This is a genomic window from Pseudomonas sp. TH07 (genome assembly GCF_016651285.1).
In the GTDB taxonomy this organism is placed as follows: domain Bacteria; phylum Pseudomonadota; class Gammaproteobacteria; order Pseudomonadales; family Pseudomonadaceae; genus Aquipseudomonas.
In genome coordinates this window covers 6,527,104-6,545,290 of sequence record NZ_JAEKED010000001.1, presented here as the reverse complement: position 1 = coordinate 6,545,290, position 18,187 = coordinate 6,527,104, and the positions used below count along the sequence as shown (strand labels likewise).

Here is an 18,187-nt window from a genome sequence, read left to right as displayed (position 1 = left end):
GTTAGTGATCGCCACTTTTATAATCTAATTTGTCTTCTTTGACTGATATTTTGGCATGGCCCGACTCATCGCTCTTATCAGGCCAAAAACAAATCTCAAGATCCATTGCAGTAATGCTGTTGAACATATGCAATGCAATTGCACCTTCTACGGTAAGGGTTTTCGATGCTGGATTGAGCGAGATATTAGGTGTTGTTGTTTTTGGGTTGTAATCTAGGCTCTTTAAGCTTGTAGGCGCTGGTGTTGCTGCAGGTGGGCTATTATTTTTTCCGGCGGCGATAATTTGGCCATGCGCCTGACCCGGGCGATGTACTCTCAAAATCCACTCATAACGAGATGTCTGTGCGACATACCCGGGAAGAACTATTTTGTACTCCAGATAGTTAGCAGCCGGCACCGAAAAGCCATCTCTGATAGCAAAGACTGGTAACTCCTCCAGCGTATCGCCATTGGTATCAAGGTTGGTATTGATTGCTAACTTTGCGGTCATCCCGAGCACCGCTGCATTTAGGGCTCCGATGGATGTGTCGAAATCCAATTCAGTTATCCATAGCCTATGCTTCGATGGCACGCCCCATCGACTATAACGGGCCCACATTTCAAGGGAGGATGATTCATTTTTTTGGGCCAATGATGCTATGGCATATGCTGTCAAGCCCAGAGCAATTGCAATTCCAATTGGGCCCAGGAGTGTCGCATTCAATGCAAGGGCGCCTACAGCACCCGAGTAGGCAGCTCCTAAGGAGATCAATCCTGCGAGTGTGTACCCTTTAGATGCTTTGATGTCTCCCTGATTGGCAGAGCGGCTAGCAGCAAAAACATACTGAACTCCATCCATCACCCCCGCAATCGCAGCAATCGCCCCCCCATACTGCGCAATTCGCGCCCCCATCATCACCGTCTGCACCTGCCCTGCCACCCGCACCGTGGTCGTCAGCCCCGGCCGCAATAGCTGGGTCCCTACACCCGCAATCTCGACTCCCACTCCCATCACCCCGATGGACGACGACCACACCGCCGCCAGCGCTTCGGGATTGCCGCTGCCCGGGGTGTTGAGGAAGGTTTCAAAGTTTTTGCGCAGGCTGTCTTGCTGGAACCAGAGGCTGCCCAGGCCCAGCAGCAGGTCGGCGCCGGCAGGGGCTGCGGAGATAGCGGTATTGCGCATCCGTTGCATGGCGCCTCTGGCCAGCGCTTGGGCGTCGTCCACACCAATAGCCAGCGTATGCATCACCCGGGTGCTGCCGCTGTGGAGCGTGGCGGCGCCGATGCTGACGCTGCGCAGCGCCTCTGTAACGTTGGTGCTGGCATTGGCCCGCAGTTTTTCCAGGCGGGCTTGCAGGTCTTGGGCGCTTTCCAGGGACCAGAGCATGACGTCGACCAATTTGCCGTGGTTGCCGGAGACGGCGATGGCAATGGCGCCGCTCACCACCATGGCGCGGATCTTTCGTTCTGCGGGTTTGCGAAATTTCTGGTCGAGTTGGGTGATGAATTGATCGGTGCGTTCTTGCATCGCCTCGTTGAGCAGGGACAGGTATTCGCCGAGCCTCAGGGACACCACAACCTGGGTCACCTGCTGGCCGGCGTAGCGCAGAAAGGCCGCGCTGTGCACATGGCCGATCAGCGTCTGGGTCTGTGCCGACAGCTGTTGCATCAGGGCATTACTGGCGTTGGTGGTGGCTGCCAGTATCTGGCCGATGGCGTGCTTGACCGGCGCGATCATCAGCTCCTTGCCTTCGTGGGTGGCAATGATGCTTTTCAGGGTGTCGTAGAGCTTGCCCAGATCATCGCCTGCCAGCGCCCTTTTCAATTGGTCGAACAGCGCCTGGTCCTTGGCCAGCAAGGCCTGATAAAGCAGGCTCTGGCGGTCTTCGAGCAGGTTTTTCCAGAGGCGCTGGGTCGCGCCCAGGGTCTCGGTGTCTGGATGAATGACTTCGCTGGGGCCGCCCACCAGGCACAGGCTCATCATGCGAATAAAACCTTCTACGGAGCGGGTGGAGGTCACGCTGTAGTCATACCGGGCGGCGAGCTGGAAAGGCGCGGCCTGGTATTCCCGGGCGTACAGCTCGCCCTCGCGGTCGATGGCCTGCTGCCAGACCTTTTGCTCGGCCAGGTAGGCCCGCTCGAAACTCGCCCGTTGGGCTTCGTCGTACCGCTCTTCGAGCCGTTCACGGGCCTCGGTCTGCTTGAGTCGGGTCCCGCGTTGGGTTTCGGCCTCGACATCGATGGGCGGCAGCGGTGCCCTGAGCCCTGCCGCGCTGTTGTTCCAGCGGCGATGGTGTTCGTCCAGGGCCTTGGCCTCTTCGCTGGCCTCGGCAACCGCCCAGGCAGCGCGCAGCTCCTTGATGCCGAGCAGTGCCTGGGAGGTGAAGAACTCGAAACGCCGCTTCGGCTCGGCGCGCCATTCCTGCAGGGCCCTGACCCCGCTCACCCGCTGGGCATTGCATTCCTGCACCCGGCCAATCGGGTCGGGCAGCACCACCGCCAGCACTCCCCCCTCCTGCAGGTTTTCCCGCTGAACCAAGTTCCGCACGTGACGTAAAAAGAGCCCACCTCGGTGATGGCGGCTGTAGAAGCCGTGGACGCTGACGAAGTCCCCGGGGTTGGCCTCCGAGTACTCCAGCACTTGAGTGATCTCGAGGTGTTGCTCGGTCATCACGATGCCGACGCTGCTCGGGTTGTCGCGCGCCGCCTTCAGGTCGAGCTTGTGGAATCGACCGTCCAGCGCCGTACCGTCATCCGCCGTGCCACGCCGGTACTGATCCAGCACGCTCTCCGGCCATGGATCGTTGGCGAAGGCAATCCACGCAGTCGAGTAGGTGTCGGCGTCGATATTGATAAAGGACGCACTGAAGTCGTGGTCCTGGGCGATGCAGGAAGGGCTCAGCGACCTTGGTTGTTCGCGCGGGACCTGGTAAGGGCGGAACTGGCGCAACGCACCTTCCGGCGTCACCTGGTAGGCCTGCCATTCTTTTTGGTCCAGCAGCACGTAGAGGTAGCCCTGACGAAGTATCCGCGGCTGGTCGAGGATCATCGGGATCGACGCCGGCCCCGAGCCGGACACGGGCGTCTTCTTGTGCATGGCGAAACGCGTTGGCGCATAGGCCGCCCGCAGCGGCAGGATCGGCAGGCCGGTGCGCTGGCAGGCATTGCAGGCTCCGGTGGGGTTGGGCGCGGCTTCATTGATGGCAATGCCGAGGGCGGTATTGGTGCTCATGAGTAGTTCTCCGCGCGGGGCAAGGAGGTTGCGATGCGTGCCCAGGCCGCGTCGTCATAGGCGTCGAAGCGTGCCTGCAGGGATAGGTTGCCGGCGGCGGCTTGGGCGATGTCGCGCTGGATGTCGGGGTGCTGCGGCAGGTGGGGATGGATGAATACCCGGTGCAGGCAGAGGCTGATGATGTCGTGGCTGTCGCTGAGTTTTCGGTCCCTGGCGTCGCGGACCAACCGGAAGGCGTGGGTGCCCGCTTGTGGTGGCAGCAGGCTGGTGCCTTTCCAGCGCCAGGGGGCGTAGCGCGGTGGTTGCTTCAGGGCATGGCGCCACACGCCCAGAAAGTCGCTGATCAAAGGGGCGAGGTGCTGGGTGTCACGAACTAACGGGGGCAGCTCCCGTTGCTGAGGAACGGTACTGCCGCGCAACACGGTAAAGCTGCCCCAGCTTGTGGGGCAGAGCCAGGCACTGATGGGGCCGAGCACTTCAGCTATTTGGCTGCGCAACGCTGCGATCAGGAGCTCCAGCCGGATGGGCTCATACCACGGCGACAGCGTCCGGCCTCGACCGGGCGCAGTGGCGTGGCATTGGGCGACAAGGTGATCGGCGACCGCCGCCAGCGGTTGTGGGCTGAGTAACCAACCGCAGACATAGCGCTTGTTGCGCGTCAGATCGTCCAGGGCGTAATGGGCTCCCAGTTCCAGGTAGCGCGCTGCTGGGGTTTCACCCGGTGCCGCCAACTGGACCAGTGCAGGGCAGGCTTCGGGAGAGTGTGCCAGGTCCGGCCGCAGGACCCGGGCAATAGCCGACTCACCCAGCGCCTGAGTCAGTGACGGAATGCTGAGCGGGTGCTCCTGATCGCACTCGGCCAAACCATCGACCAGCACATAGAGGTAGTCACCGGGCGCTCGATACTGCTCGGCGAAGTGTATGACAGGGCGCGCGGTCATCGATTGCGCTCCACGCAATCGGCTTCGAGCCCATCGAGCACCTGATTGATCAGGGACAGGCTGTTGCTGCCAGCGCCGCCCTGTAGATTTAGCGGCCCCTTGACCACGATGTTGATGCCATTGAACGTGATGCCGGAGCCGTCGATACGGATGCTGCCCCCCGGCCCCCTGATCAGCAGTTCATCTGCGGCCTGTAACTCGTAGTCCTTGGTTCGGTGCCGAATCGCCTGGCCTGCTTGCAGTTCGGATCGGCCTTCGATGGTGAGTTCCTGATGCCCGCCGATGCTGACCCAGTGGTTGGCGGTGGTCTTGTCGCGGCGGTGATTGCCGACCTCTTCGGTGCGGTCTTTGCCGGTGCGGATGCTGTGGTTGCGGCCGATGCTCAGGTGGTCGTCCTGGCCGATATCGTGGCGGCGGTCTTGGCCGATGTTCACTTGTTCGTCATTGCCGACCGTCTCTTTGCGGTCGTGACCGATGCTGATGGTTTCGTCGTGTTCGACTTGTTCGCTGCGATCATGGCCAACGAAGGTGGTTTCGTCGTGGTTGATGTGGATGTTCTGGTCTTTTTGCCCGTGGACGTAGATTTCCTCCTGGTCCTTTTCGTCCTCGAAACGTAGTTCGTTGAAGCCTTCGCCCTTGTGGGTTTTGCTTTTGAGGGTCATCCGGGTCTTGTGCCGGGGCAGTTCGTAGGGCGGCAGTTGCAGGCGGTTGTAGGTGCGGCCGGTGATGATCGGTTGGTCCGGGTCGCCGTCGAAATGGTCGACGATAACCTCCTGGCCGATACGCGGGATGGCCATATGGCCCCAGGTGGCGCCCGAAATGTTCTGCGAAACGCGGATCCAGCAGGAGCTGTATTCGTCCTCTTTCCCTTCTCGATCCCAGGGGAATTGAACCTTCACTCGGCCGTATTCGTCGGTAAATATCTCCTCATTTTTTGGGCCGACTACCGTGGCGTTCTGCGGGCCGTCGATACGGGGTTTGCGCAGCGGCTCAGCGCGCCATTCGGCATCGTCCGGCACAAGTTCGGCTTCATAACTGTAGTGAGTGCCGAGTTGCGTCTCGGCACTTTCTTCAGCCTGGCTGGTGTGCTGTTTGCCATGGTGAACGATGCTCACCGGGCGCCAGCCTCGGTTCATGTCTTCCCGTGGGTGGCCCGCGAGAGTGAAGGAAATGCCCGGTTGCAGGCGCGGATCATCGCCCTCGACCAGGGCCATGCGCGCATCACGGCGGTGACCACGCAGGCGGTTCTCAGCGAAGGGTTTGCCGGCCTCGTCAAACTTGGCTCGGGCCGGGTAATCGTAGCGTTCGTATTGGCGACCTTGATGGTCCAGATCGACGCCATCACGGCTGTGCTGATGGCTGTAACGCGGATGGTGGAAGGTGTAATCGCGCTGGGTCTGGCGCGCCGTGCGTACGTTTTCGCTATAGGCGAATCGGCGAAGTGCAGGCTGAGGCTGATCACCGCCGGGCGTGGGGTTGTATTGCACCGGCTCATCGCCCACCCGACCGTGGATAAACAGGCGATCGCTGTGGACCAGTTGATGGCCTTCGGCACTGTGCCGAAAGGAATAAAAGAAACCTTCCTCACGCATGATGCGTTCGACGAAGTGGTAGTCGGTGTCGCCGGCCTGCACGCAGTATTCGCGGGCTTGGTGTTCGGTGGTGAGACGTTGCTCGTAGTCGTGAGTCAGACCATGGGCCTTGAGCACCGCCTCGGTAATCTGCGGCACGGTAAGGGTCTGGAAAATGCGCCAGTCGGAGCTGAGTTTAAGTCGCGCCAGACGCGGTTCGACCACCGCCGAATAGCGCGTACGCCTGAAGCCGCTGTCGTGCTGCACGAAGGAGGACACGGCGCCATGCACATAGCGCACGGGCGTCTCGCCGTGCCAGAGGGTCAGCAGCGCGGACCGATCCAGCACCTGCCCAAAGTCGATGGCCGGATTGGCACTGGTCAGTTCAACCGCGAGGTGGAAGGTCTCGGACAAGCCTTCGTGCAAGGTGAACTCAACAACGTCAAAGGACTCGTTGCCAACGCTGAAGGTAAAACGCAGATCGGATTGGCTTGGCATGGTGTGCTCCCGGCAACTTGTCACCCACATCAAGCGAAAGAACAATCGGTGCTTGACTGCACGTCACTCAAAGTGGACGTGCTTGGGTTTAGCGGGCAGGAGCGTGCAGGTTTTACGGGGCTCGTGGATATCAGAAGTCACTGAAAAACACAGAGAAATGTCGCTTAAATCGCGCGATATTTAGTCTGACTCTCTGCTGTTTAGCCCTTCGTCATCCTGAGCCACGCACGGGCGCATTGGCCAAGAGCCGCTGCTTAACCCCTCACGGCTTCCACGCCGTAGACGCCGCCGCGGCCTTGAACTTGGCGCGGTTTTCGGCGCTGGCCGGGGGCTCGGAGTCGCCGAAGATCGCTTTCAGCCAATGGCCGTCGGTGGGGTTGGGGAACAGGATGAATTGCTGTCCGAACTGGGCCTTGTCGGCGGTCATCAGGGCGCGGCGTTGTTCGACGTCGGCCACGTAGTATTTTCGTTTGAAGTCGTTGAGGTTGTCGCCGAGCATCACCACCACTTGATGGTCCTTGGCGATTTCCTGCTGGCGCGGCTCTTTGTTCGAGCTGTCGCGGTACACCGTCAGGTGCTGCTCGTCGGCGAACGGCAGGCCGTTCTTGCGCAGGTTGGCCAGGGCGTATTCGTAGGTTTTTTCGCCCTGATCGCGGCTGGTGACGTAAAACACTTCGACGCCCTTGGACTTGGCGTAATCGAGAAACTCCACGGCGCCCGGGGTGGCCACCGGGCCGTTTTCGGCGACCCATTTATCCCAGGCCGCATCGTCGAAAAACTCCTGGTCGGCGTTGATCATGTAGCCCCAGTGGCTGTTGCTGCTGAGCACGGTGTCGTCCATGTCGCTGATGATGGCCAGGGGTTTGTCGCCGGCCTTGTGCGCTTGCAACGCCTGGTCCAGGCGCAGGCGGGCGATGTTGAAACCCTGGTAATACAGGGCCTGGAACTCGGCGGCGGTCTGCTTCCAGGCCACAGCGGCGGTCAGCAGGTTCGAGGCCGGTGCCTCGGCGGCGAATGCGGCGCCGCCTTGAAGCAGCAGGAGTGAGAGGGCCAGGGGCAGGATCTTCTTGTTATTGAGTGTCATGGGCGAACCTTCAGGGCAAATGAGCGCAGGCGCGGCGCGGGCCGCCAATGGGTTCTATAGCAAGCGGGCGGGCCACTCAATGCCCGGGTCGCCTTTGCATAACATCGCGACGCAATCTGCTGCGGGCGCTATGGCGAAGCCAATGGCCATCAGGCGGCGGCATTAACTATCGTCGGCCCTACGGCTCGGGTATTCTGCGCTGCACCAGCGGTCCACAGCGTCCATACCTCCTTCTTTGCAGTGTTCCGTCCATGAATGAGTCTTCTCCCGCCATCCCCAGCAACCCAGTCCCTCGCGGCGGCAAGGCGGGCGCTGCGATCCGTGCCCATGACTGGTCGACCTCGCCCCTGGGGCCTATCGAGCAATGGCCGAGCCTGTTGCGCAGCACCTTGAGTTTGATGCTGGAGTCGCCCGAGAGCATGTACCTGCTCTGGGGGCCGGAAAAAATGTTCCTGTTCAATGACGCCTATGAACCGGTGCTCGGCCCGCGCCTGGACACCGCGCTGGGGCAAACCATCGAGACCCTGTGGGCCGATGCCTGGCCTCAGGTCCAGCCATTGGTGGAGCAGGTTTATCGCGGCCAGTCCTGTCGCTTGCAAGACATGCCGATCCGCATGCAGCGCTTTCCCGGAGAAGATCAGACCTGGTGGTCGTTCTCCATGAGCCCGGTCTACGACGAACAGCAACACACGGTGGTCGGCCTGTTGTGCTGCACCGTGGAAACCAGCGATCAGGTGCTGCTGGCCGAGCATGCCCGGCTGACCGAGTCCTCGCTGCGCGAGACCCGTGAACTCAATACCCGCGTCCTGGCCAGCAGCAATGACTGCATCAAGGTCCTGGACCTGGACGGCAAGCTGTCCTTTATGAGCGAAGGCGGGATGCGGGTCATGGAGGTCAGTGACTTCAATGCGATCCGGGGCTGCCCGTGGCCCGACTTCTGGCAGGACCAGGGCAACACCGATGCGCGGTCAGCGATTGCGGCGGCCCAGGAAGGCCGCGCGGCGCGCTTCCAGGGCGTGGCCGAAACCCTGCTGGGGACTCGCAAATGGTGGGACGTGCAAGTCACGCCGATGCTCGATGCCGAGGGCCGGCCGGAGAAGATCCTGTGCATCTCCCGCGACATCAGCGCCACGCGCCAGGCCGAGGAGCAGTTGCGGCAACTCAACGATTCCCTGGAGCAACGGGTGCAGCAGCGCACCCAGGAGCGCGACCGGATCTGGCGCCTGTCTGCCGACCTGATGATCGTTGCCGATTTCAACGGCACGATTGTCGCCGCCAACCCGGCCTGGACCCAGTTGTTGGGCTGGAGCGAGGCCGAGTTGCTGGGGCAAAGCGCCTACGAACTGCTGCACCCGGAGGACCGGGTGGCTGCGGCCCAGGTGGTGGCTGAGCTGGCGCGCGGGGTGAGTTTTTCCAGCTATGAGGGGCGTTACCGGCACAAGGACGGCTCCTACCGCAGCGTGTCTTGGTCGGCCGTGCCGGACCGCACCCATATTCATGCCGTGGGCCGTGACGTCCAGGGCGAGCGCGAAGCCGCCGAAGCCTTGCGCAAGACCGAAGACGTGCTGCGCCAGGCGCAGAAGATGGAAGCCATGGGGCAGCTCACCGGTGGTGTGGCCCATGACTTCAACAACCTGCTGACGGTGATCAAGTCTTCCACCGACCTGCTGCGGCGCACCCTCAACGAGCAGCGGCGGCTGAGCTACATCGAGGCGATCTCCGACACCGTCGAGCGGGCCAGCAAGCTCACCGGGCAGTTACTGGCTTATGCCCGGCAGCAGAACCTGCGACCTCACACATTTGACGTCGGTCACAGCGTGCAAGCCGTGGCCGATATGCTCAACCCGTTGCTGGGGGCCTGCATCGAGCTGCGGATCGAGCTGCCCGCCGAGCCGTGCTTCATTCATGCCGATGCCGGGCAGTTCGATACCGCGCTGATCAATATGGCGGTCAACGCCCGCGACGCGATGCAGGGCGAGGGCTTGCTGGTGATCACTGTCGAGCGGGCGCACTGCACCCCGGCCAAGGGGTTGTATGCCGGGGTGGTGGGGGAGTTTGTCGCGGTGTCCCTGGCCGACACCGGTTCGGGCATCGACCCGGCGCAGATCGAGCGTATTTTCGAGCCGTTTTTCACCACCAAGGAAGTGGGCAAGGGCACGGGGTTGGGCTTGTCCCAGGTGTTCGGTTTCGCCAAGCAGTCCGGTGGCGAGTTGCTGGTCGACAGCCAGCCGGGGCAGGGTACGCGTTTTACCCTGTACCTGCCGCGTTCGCTGCAGGCGCCGGAAGCCGCGCTACCGAGGGCAGCCAGCCCGGAGCGGATCGACGGCCAGGGCGCGACCCTGCTGATGGTCGAGGACAATACCGAGGTCGGCGGCTTGCTGGCCCAGGCGTTGGTTGAACTGGGCTATCGCGCGCAATGGGCCACCAGCGCCGCCGAGGCCCTGAAGCTGCTGGCCCAGGGCACCACGCCGTTTCAAGCGGTGTTTTCCGATGTATTGATGCCCGGCATGAGCGGCATCGAGCTGGCCGAGGAAATTCGCCGGCTGTACCCCGGGCTGCCGGTGATCCTCACCAGTGGCTACAGCCCGGCCCTGGCCCAGGGCGGGTCGCGGGAGTTCGTGTTCTTGCAGAAACCCTACTCGGTGGACGCCCTGGCCCAGGCGCTGAGCGTGGCGATCCAGTCCGGCGGGGCGCGCCAGGACGCCTGAGGCGCAGGGGCCCGTCAGGCGTTTTCAGCTCCTGCGGTAGACCGCCAGGAACGCCGCCAGCGAAAGCATGGTCGCGCCGCAGCAGCGGTTGAGCCGGCGCATGCCGGTTTGCGTGAGGACCTTCGCCGCCTGCACCCCGCCTGCGGCATAGAGCCCCATCACCAAGATATCCACCACTGCCGAGACCAGCGCCAGCAGCGCGTACTGCACCAGGGTCGGTTGGCTGGGGTCGATGAACTGCGGCAGGAAGGCGGTGAAAAACAGCAGCACCTTGGGGTTGGTCAGGGCCACTGAAAAACTGCGCCAGAACACCTCGCCGCCGCGGCTGCCGCCGGCCATGGCCGCGGGGTCGAGGGCCCGGGGCTGGCTGCGCCACAACTGAATGCCGAGCCAGGCCAGGTACGCCACGCCAAACCATTTCAGGGCCAGGAACAGGTTCTGCGAAGCCATCAACATCGCCCCGAGGCCCAGGCCGACGGCGGCGATGATCAAGATATCCGAGAGCGCCGCACCGGCCATGCCCACCGCCACCAGCCGGCCATTGCGCGAGGTGCCGTTGGCCATGGCCAGCAAGGAAGTGGGGCCGGGAATCAGTGCGCCGATCAGGCAACTGGTGGTGTAGAGCAGCAGCGTGGCGGTGTTCATTCAGGTGTCTCGGGCACGGGGTTGGCCAACACGGCCAGGTACTGGCCGCTGTCGGGCGTGAAGGAGGCGAACTGCTGGCTGCCCGGTCGCTGGACCCACAGGCGGCCACAGTTCTGGCACTCATACAGGCTGGTCATCGAGGCGACCTGGATGCTGGTGAATTGATCCTGGAACAGCTCATCGGGTCGGGGCCTCCAGGGCGTGTTGCCGTACTGCTCGACGACCAGTTGGTCGAGTCCATTGTTGCCGACCGCCTTCAGCAAGCGCTTGACGCTGTCCTGGGTACGCTCCTGGAATATGGATTCTTCCTGGTTCCGCAGCAGGCTGGCCTTGTACGGCAGGTCGTCGGTCTGGTCGACGATCACATGTCCACAGCAGCAGGCGAGTTTGCTCATAAGGGATCAATCCAGGTGTGTGCGGCGAAAGGGCCAATACTCGCCGCTGCACCCTCGGCCCGTCTATAGCGTTGCGCTGTCGACAGTCCCGGGTTGCCTCTTGCCCCCGACTTCAGGAGAATCCCTCGGCGCGCGGATGACGGTCGTTATCGGTGCCCCCCCTCAGACAGGATGTTCAAGTGAAAGGAATCGCACCCTACCGGGCCTCGGCCAGAGCCGCCCTGCCGATGTTGCTGGGCCTGTTGAGCTGTTGTTTGCCGGCGGCGCTCCAGGCCAGTGAACAGTCGCCCCCCGCGCCGCGCCCGACCCCGGTGTCCATGCAGGCACAGACAGCCGGCCAAGGCTGGAGCGAGCAGGTCGGCCACGGCGACTATTCGCGTCAGTTCCAGTACCAGTCGCCGCTCGGTGGCGATGGCAAGGTCATGGTGGTCTGGTTCGAGTTCCCTGAAAGCGGTGCGCGTTTTCTGCTCAAGACCGCGCGCTATGAGGCCGGCAGCCGCCGCTTGAGCGATGAGCAGACCATCCTGGCCCAGGGCAACGAACGCTTCCATGTGTTCGCGCCTTCGCTGGTGGCCGACGGGCAAGGCAACCTGACCGTGGTCTGGAGCCCCGAGAGCGAGATCGGCAATACCGTGCTCAGCGTGCGCTACCAGGCCGACAGCGGGCGTTGGGGCGCGCCGTTGCGCCTGGATCGAAACTACCCGGGGGACACGACCAACAAGTCCATCGGCCCGGTGACCGGCATCGACGCCCAGGGCAATGTGTTCGTGGCCTGGGACCAGCAGCCCCGAGGCTCAGCGACCCCGGGTTCGCCCATCCCCCATGAGCTGCGCAGTACCCGCTATGACGCCCGGCAGCAGACCTGGAGCGAACCGCAAAAGGTCAATCGCGATATCGGCAGTCGCTCCTACGGCGTCGATGCGCAGCGGCTGGTGGTGGATGATTCCGGTTTCGCCACGCTCGCCTGGCGTCAGCAAAGTGTGAAGTCGTTTCTGTTTTCCCGCTCGTTCGAGGCATCGTTGCTGGTGGCGCGCTACGACCCGCAAGCCAAGCAATGGAGCCGCCCGCGATCGCTCGCGACGTCCGACTACATGGTGGGCCGACCGGTAGTGGCGGGCGCCCGGCGTGGCGATGTGGCGGTGCTGTGGTATCAGACCGACGGCCTGTTTTCTGCCCACTACACCCCGCGTACGGACAAATGGCAGCAGACCCAGCTCGATGACCCACAGCGCGAGCGCAGCAACCTCGACGGTTTTCCACCCCTGGCCATGGACCCGGCGGGCAATGCGGTGACGCTCTGGAACAGCCCGGAAGCGGGCATCCAGGTCACCCGCTATGAGGCGGCGCGCCAGGCCTGGAGCGCGCCCCTGACCCTGGCGTCTCTGCAGCGCTGGCAGACCCCGTTTTTCACCACGCCCGAGGTCGATGCAGCGGGCAATATCATGCTGGTCTGGAACCTGATCGGGTATTGGAACGCCTCGGGCTCACGGCCTGGCAGCGCACCGATGGATGAGGTGCAAGTCACCCGCTTCAGCGCCGACAAGCAGAGCTGGAGCCCGCCGCTGACGGTGGTCCGGCAGTTCGACGGCGAGCCGCTGATTGCCGAAAGAATCGCCACGCGCATGGACGCCCGGGGTGCCATGGAACTCAGTTGGTGGCACCAGGTCGGGGAATCTTCCACGCGCTCGTTCAAGCGCTACGGCGCGCCGCTTTTTGTGGAGCCGGGGGCTCGATGAACAAGGACACCGACTTGCCCCAGGATCCGCTGCAGGCCCTGCTGCATGACTTGCGCCTGGCCCAGCCCGAGCTGCTGGCCCTGGTGGAATGCCTGCGGGAACAGGTGCTGAAGGTGTGCCCGATGGCCAGTGAAACGGTGAAGTACGGCGGCATCCTGTTCAGCCAGGCGCAGCCGTTCTGCGGCATTTATGCCTACCGCGAGCATGTGACGCTGGAGTTCAGCCAGGGCTATCTGTTGCAAGACCCGGAACAGTTGCTGGAGGGCGGCGGCAAGTTTCGCCGGCATCGCAAGGTGCGCACCCTGGATGACGCCCGGGACTCACGGCTGGCCGACTTCCTGGCCCAGGCCTGGCAACTGGCGGGCTAGGGCGGGCCCATGACTGCATCCGATAACGAGGCCGACAGAGCGATGGACAGCACCCAACTCCAGGCATTGCAGCAACTGCGCCAGGCGGTGCCGGTGGGCGTGCGCCATGCACGGACCCTGCTGCAACATTGTGCCGGCGATGTGGCCTTGGCCGCCGAGCGCTTCCGGGCCGAGACCGTGCAACATCTGGTGGCTCAGTCAGGCTTGCCTGCCGCACAAGCCGAGGCGTACCTGCGTGCGGCTGGCTACGAGTTGCCGCGGGCCCTGGTGGCCCTGGAGGAAGCGCGTTTCAGCCTGACCCAGCGCATGCTGCGGACCCATCACCGCGACCCGGATCGGGCCCTGGGCCTGATCGCCGGCGCCGTCGAAACGGTGCATGGCCTCAAGCGCGAGTACTGGTTGTGCCTGGATCAGTTGCAGGCGCTGCCAGTGCCCTTGCGCAGCTTTATGACCCTGCATGAATGGCTCAGTTACGAAGAGTGGGAAGGCTTCGACTGTGCCCTGTACTTCCATCTGCCCCTGGTGCTGGCCGAGCTGCGTCGGTTGCAACTCGATGAGCTGGCGACTGCCCTGGAACAGGCCGACCTGCGCCAGCGCCAGATGCGGGAGCAGCAGCCTGATCCCGTATCAAACATCAGCCAGGACCCGCTGTTCGCCGCCTGCGAGCAGACCTACCAGCGCCTGCGGTCAAGCCTGGACGCGGCGCTGCTGGCCCTGGTCGAAGGCCATATCGAGTTGTTCCCGCAGTAGCCGCCAACCCTCAGCGGTCGTGGTGGCACACCAGGCACAGCTTGTTGCCCTCGGGGTCGCGCAAATAGCTGCCGTAGTACTCGGCGTGGTAGTGCGGGCGCAGGCCCGGCGGGCCTTCGCAGTGGGCGCCGAGGCTCAGGGCCAGGGCGTGTGCGCGGTCGACGGTGGCGCGGTCGGCGGCCAGCAGGGCAAACATCTGGCCGTTGCCGGGAGCAGCCGGTTCACCGTCGAACGGCCGGCCGATAACGAACAGTGGCCGCTCGTGCTCGGGGTGTTTCCAGCCGGCCCAGGGGTGTTGGTGATCGACAAACTTCACTTCCAGGCCCAGCGCCGCCATCAGTGGCTGATAAAACGCCAGGGCGCTTTCGAACTGGTTCACGCCGATAAATACATGGGACAGCATGGGGCTTCTCCTGAAATGACAGCGGCAAGGGGGCTAATGCCGATCAGTTAAGCGCTAGAGCGAACGAAACATGACCTGTGGCGAGGGAGCTTGCTCCCGTGGTGCCGGCCGGGGCTCCGGGGCGTAGCAGTCCCATTTTTGGGGCCGCTACACGGCCCAGCGGGAGCAAGCTCCCTCGCCACAATGACAGTGCTTGCCCTTAACTGGCTGGCATGAGGCAAGGAGGCCATGCTGACACCCTTGCCGCGTCGTTGAAACCCGTGGTTTACCAGTCGTAGGTCATTTCCAGGGAGGCCACGCGTTCCTGGCCGTAGTAGCAGCCAAACGAGTAGTTGCAGTCCGAGATGTACTCGCGGTCGAACAGGTTCTGCACGTTAAGGCTGGTCTGCAAGCCGCGCAGGCTCGGCGTCAGCTTGCCCATGTCGTAGCTGATGGTGCTGTCGTAGACCACAAAGGACGGGGTAGTGAAGCTGTTGGCCGAGTCGGCGGGTTTCTTCCCGGTGTAGCGCGCACCCAGGCCCACAGTCAGGCCGTTGAGCAACGCCCGGGTGAAGTGGTAGTTGCCCCACAAGGTGGCCGAGACCGGGGCCTGGGCCTCGCTGCGGTTGCCCTTGTCGGAGGGGTAATTGGTCTTGGTGTAGAACGCGTCGATGTAGGTCGCGGCGGCCAGGATGTCGATGTTGTCGATGCTGGACTTGAGCTCCAGCTCCACCCCGCGCGAGCGCACTTCGCCGTCCTGGATCTCGTACTCGGGGTAGTCGAGGTCGCCGGTCTTGACGTTTTTCTGGGTGATCTGGAACACCGAGGCGGTCATCAGGGTCTTGTCGTACGGCTGGTATTTCACCCCGACTTCATACTGTTCGCCCTCGGTCGGCTTGAAGGGCTGGCCGCCGCGGTCCGGGGCGCTGGTGCCGATGGTCGGCAGGAACGACTGCGAGTAGCTGACGTAGGGCGCCAGGCCAAAGTCGGTGAGGTAGGTCAGGCCGACGCGGCCGGTGAACTTCTGGTCCTTCTGCTCGACGATGGAGTGGGCCAGCAGGTCCTTGTTTTCCACTTCGGCCCAGTCCTTGCGCCCACCCACGGTGAGGATCCACTGATCGAGCTTGATCTGGTCCTGGGCGTAGAGGCCGGTCTGGCGGATGGTGTTGTCCCACTGGGTGGTCAGGCTTGGGGTCACACTGTCGGTGTTGTAGTTGTTGTTCTGTCCGTAGAGGTTGATCGGCAGCACACCGTAGGCGTTGTAGCCGGTGTACTTGCGGTTGAAGTTGCGGTAGTCCAGGCCCACCAGCGTGGTGTGTTCCAGGGGGCCGGTATTGAAGTGGTACTCCAGGTTGTTATCGAGGGTGTAGGCACTGTTGTGCTGTTGCCAGTCGAGTTTGGTGCGGGTGGCCTGGGTGTAGTCGGTGACGCCGCCGTTGACCACGAAACGGCTGAGGTAGAAGCCCCGGTAAGCGTCGCGAGTGTCGATATAGCGCGCGGTCTGGCGGTATTTCAGGTCGTCGCTGAACGCGTGGCTGAAGTCATAGCCGAGCACGTACTGGTCGCGCTTGTAGTTGTTGTAATGGGAGTCGCCGAGAAACAGGTCACGGTCGATTTTCTTGCCGTTGGGCCCGCGCGTCAGCGAGCCAATGGCCGGTAGCGCCTGGTAGTCGGCCAGGCCGTCATCGCGCTGGGCCTGGGCATACAGCGTAAGGCTGGTGGCGTCGTTGGGGTTCCAGGTCAGGCTCGGCGCCAGCAGGCTGCGTTGGCTGTTGGTGTGGTCCAGTTGGTCGTTGCCTTTCTTGCTCAGACCGACCAGGCGATAGGAAAACTGTTTCTGTTCATCCAGCGGGCCGCTGAGGTCGAACGCACCATTGACCCGGTGGTAGCTGCCGACGCCCAGCTTGACCTGGTTGCGCTGCTCGCTGGTGGGGCGCTTGGACACCATGTTGATCAGGCCGCCGGGCTGGTTCTGCCCATAGAGCACCGATGACGGGCCCTTGAGCACTTCGATCCGTTCCAGGGTATAGGGGTCGATCTGCGGCGCACCGCCGAGGCTGCCGGCGTAGGGCAGGTAGGCGCCGTCGAGGTACAGCGGGGTCGGGGCGAAACCGCGGCTGGTGATCTCGTCGGCAATGTTGTTGCGGTCGGTAAAACCGTTCACCGCCAGGCCCGGGGTATAGCGCAGGGCCTGGGTCAGGTTGCGCGCGCCCTGGGTCTGGACCTGGTCGGCGGTGACCACGTTGATGGCCTGGGGGATTTCCAGCAGCGGGGTGTCGGTCTTGGTCCCGGTGGCGCTGCGGGTGGCAACATAACCGTCCACCGGGCCCCAGGCCGATTCGGCGGCCTTGCCGGAAATACTCGTGACGTCCAGTTGCAGAGGGCTGCCGTCCTGGCTCACCGGCAGCAAGGAGTAGCTGCCATTGGCCTGGCGCACCGCCTGCAACCGGCTGCCGGCCAGCAATTGTTGCAGGGCCGCGTCCGAGGCGAAGCGCCCGTGCAGGCCAGCCGTCTGCCGACCCTGGGCCGAGGCCGGTTCGAAGGACACCGTCACCCCCGCCGTGGCGGCGAACTTGGCCAGGGCCACATCCAGGGCGCCGGCGGGAATATCGAACTCCAACTCGCCCGTGGTTTGCGCCCAGGCACTGGTGGTCAGCGCCAGCATCGCCAGCGGGGTGCTCAGGGCCAGGCCCAGCAGGCTGCGGCGCAGGGCGCGCGCCGGAAGTTCAAGGGCAGAGCGCTGGCTGTGGGGGTGGGGGTGACACGAGGGAGTCGGCTTGCTAGGGGACATGCGGTTTCCTTTCGCCCATTGGCAGTGGATGGCGGCGTATGTGCGCCTCTACCTAGCAAGTCGCATGAGAATAAAAATCAACAACCCCTGAGCCGAAAAAACTTTCGGCTTTTTTGTCCGGGGGTAGAGGGGCGCGGTAGACGGGCCGCTTCAGGCCGGTTCGACCTGGGTCCAGTAGCGGCTGAAGCGACTGATGCGCACTGGCAGGGTGGTGGTCAGGTTATCGAGCACGGTGTCGAGATCGCGCAACTGGAAGGTCCCGGAAATCCGCAGTGCCGCCACGGCCGGGTCGCAGCCAAGGTGGCCCGGGCGGTAGCGTTGCAGTTCGGCAATGAATTCGCCGAGGCTGCGGTCGCTGACCAGCAGCATGTCGCGGGTCCAGGCATCGGCATAGGGCGCCGCCGGTTGCAGCGTGCCCAGGCGGTCATCGGCAAAGCTCAACTGCTGCCCGGCCTCGACCCGCAGCACGGCGCCCGGAAGGTCGGCGGGGCGTACCTCCACTGCATGCTGCTGCACGCTCACCGAGCTGGTCCCGGCCTCGCTGCGCACGATAAAACGCGTGCCCAGGGCGCGCACGCTGCCCTGGGCGGTGTGCACCACAAACGGCCGCGCCAGTGCGTCGCGGGCGGTCTCGATGAGGATTTCCCCGCTGAGCAACTGCAGTTCCCGCAGGTTGGCGCTGTAGCGGATATTCAGTGCGGTGGCGGTGTTCAGTTGCAGTTGGCTGCCATCGTCCAGGCGCACCCGTCGGCGCTCGCCGGTGGCGGTGCGCTGGTCGGCCACCAGGGTCGGCAGGGGCGTGGTGCGCCAGGCCAGGGTGCCCGCGCAGCCGCTGGCCAGCAGCAGCGACAGCAGCTTGAGCACTTCGCGGCGTTTGGCCCGGGCACCGTTCAAGGCCGGGCGCGCCAGGCCCGCGGGTGCCTGGTCGAAGGTGGCCTGCAAACGGCCCATGCGCTCCCAGGCCAGCACGTGGCGCGGGTCATGTTCCAGCCAGCGCCGGTGGGCTTCGTGCAGTGCCTCGCTGCGGGCTTCGCAGCGCAGGTCGACGTACCAGCGGGCGGCGGCTTCCAGGGTGGCGTAGTCGAGTGCTTGCGGCTGCGCCAT

General features: G+C 63.6%; 13 protein-coding genes. 4 read left to right on the top strand and 9 right to left on the bottom strand.

All coding sequences use genetic code 11. The features are described from left to right. Nucleotide 1 precedes the first annotated feature (1 nt). From JFU57_RS29925 to JFU57_RS29910, 4 genes are all read right to left on the bottom strand, one after another. On the bottom strand, nucleotides 2–3,214 hold the full coding sequence (locus JFU57_RS29925; RefSeq protein WP_201131754.1) for a T6SS effector BTH_I2691 family protein: 3,213 nt from the start codon (nucleotides 3,212–3,214) through the stop codon (nucleotides 2–4). Then, nucleotides 3,211–4,155, bottom strand: a complete 945-nt coding sequence (locus JFU57_RS29920; RefSeq protein WP_201131753.1) for a DUF4123 domain-containing protein — start codon at nucleotides 4,153–4,155, stop codon at nucleotides 3,211–3,213. The genes JFU57_RS29925 and JFU57_RS29920 overlap by 4 nt, the downstream gene beginning before the upstream one ends. Then, nucleotides 4,152–6,224 (bottom strand): type VI secretion system Vgr family protein, encoded by a 2,073-nt coding sequence (locus tag JFU57_RS29915; RefSeq protein WP_201131752.1) that lies wholly within the window; start codon nucleotides 6,222–6,224, stop codon nucleotides 4,152–4,154. The genes JFU57_RS29920 and JFU57_RS29915 overlap by 4 nt, the downstream gene beginning before the upstream one ends. A 262-nt stretch (nucleotides 6,225–6,486) precedes the next feature. Next, nucleotides 6,487–7,308 (bottom strand): 5'-nucleotidase, lipoprotein e(P4) family, encoded by an 822-nt coding sequence (locus JFU57_RS29910; protein WP_201131751.1) that lies wholly within the window; start codon nucleotides 7,306–7,308, stop codon nucleotides 6,487–6,489. A 251-nt stretch (nucleotides 7,309–7,559) separates the two neighbouring features. Between JFU57_RS29910 and JFU57_RS29905 the strand changes: the two genes are divergently transcribed. After that, nucleotides 7,560–10,016 carry a hybrid sensor histidine kinase/response regulator gene (locus tag JFU57_RS29905; protein WP_201131750.1) on the top strand — a complete coding sequence of 819 codons (2,457 nt, stop codon included), beginning with the start codon at nucleotides 7,560–7,562 and terminating at the stop codon, nucleotides 10,014–10,016. A 24-nt stretch (nucleotides 10,017–10,040) separates the two neighbouring features. On the opposite strand, the gene JFU57_RS29900 is transcribed toward JFU57_RS29905, so the two are convergent. Both JFU57_RS29900 and JFU57_RS29895 read right to left on the bottom strand, forming a co-directional pair. Beyond that, nucleotides 10,041–10,661, bottom strand: a complete 621-nt coding sequence (locus JFU57_RS29900) for a LysE family translocator (RefSeq protein ID WP_201131749.1) — start codon at nucleotides 10,659–10,661, stop codon at nucleotides 10,041–10,043. Further along, entirely contained in the window at nucleotides 10,658–11,056 is a 399-nt protein-coding gene (locus JFU57_RS29895; RefSeq protein WP_201131748.1) for a hypothetical protein, read from the bottom strand. The genes JFU57_RS29900 and JFU57_RS29895 overlap by 4 nt, the downstream gene beginning before the upstream one ends. Before the next feature lie 179 nt (nucleotides 11,057–11,235). Here JFU57_RS29895 and JFU57_RS29890 point away from each other — a divergent pair, with 179 nt between their 5' ends. Genes JFU57_RS29890 through JFU57_RS29880 form a run of 3 tightly spaced genes read left to right on the top strand, consistent with a single transcriptional unit; the run spans nucleotide 11,236 to nucleotide 13,910 of the window. Next, a complete protein-coding gene (locus tag JFU57_RS29890; protein WP_078473366.1) occupies nucleotides 11,236–12,792 on the top strand; it encodes a hypothetical protein in 1,557 nt (518 codons plus the stop codon). Next, nucleotides 12,789–13,160, top strand: a complete 372-nt coding sequence (locus JFU57_RS29885) for a DUF1801 domain-containing protein (protein WP_201131747.1) — start codon at nucleotides 12,789–12,791, stop codon at nucleotides 13,158–13,160. Before JFU57_RS29890 ends, JFU57_RS29885 begins: the two co-directional genes overlap by 4 nt. Nucleotides 13,161–13,169: 9 nt before the next feature. Beyond that, nucleotides 13,170–13,910: a hypothetical protein gene (locus JFU57_RS29880; protein WP_242487443.1), complete on the top strand. Its 741-nt coding sequence runs from the start codon at nucleotides 13,170–13,172 to the stop codon at nucleotides 13,908–13,910. 10 nt (nucleotides 13,911–13,920) lie between these two features. On the opposite strand, the gene JFU57_RS29875 is transcribed toward JFU57_RS29880, so the two are convergent. The 3 genes from JFU57_RS29875 to JFU57_RS29865 form a co-directional block, all read right to left on the bottom strand. Continuing rightward, nucleotides 13,921–14,313, bottom strand: a complete 393-nt coding sequence (locus JFU57_RS29875; protein ID WP_201131746.1) for a VOC family protein — start codon at nucleotides 14,311–14,313, stop codon at nucleotides 13,921–13,923. A 265-nt stretch (nucleotides 14,314–14,578) separates the two neighbouring features. After that, the gene (locus JFU57_RS29870) at nucleotides 14,579–16,957 is read right to left on the bottom strand and encodes a TonB-dependent siderophore receptor (protein ID WP_242487445.1); all 2,379 of its coding nucleotides are present in this window, start codon (nucleotides 16,955–16,957) and stop codon (nucleotides 14,579–14,581) included. A gap of 276 nt (nucleotides 16,958–17,233) precedes the next feature. Further along, complete coding sequence (locus JFU57_RS29865) at nucleotides 17,234–18,187, bottom strand: FecR domain-containing protein (RefSeq protein WP_201131744.1); 954 nt, start codon at nucleotides 18,185–18,187, stop codon at nucleotides 17,234–17,236.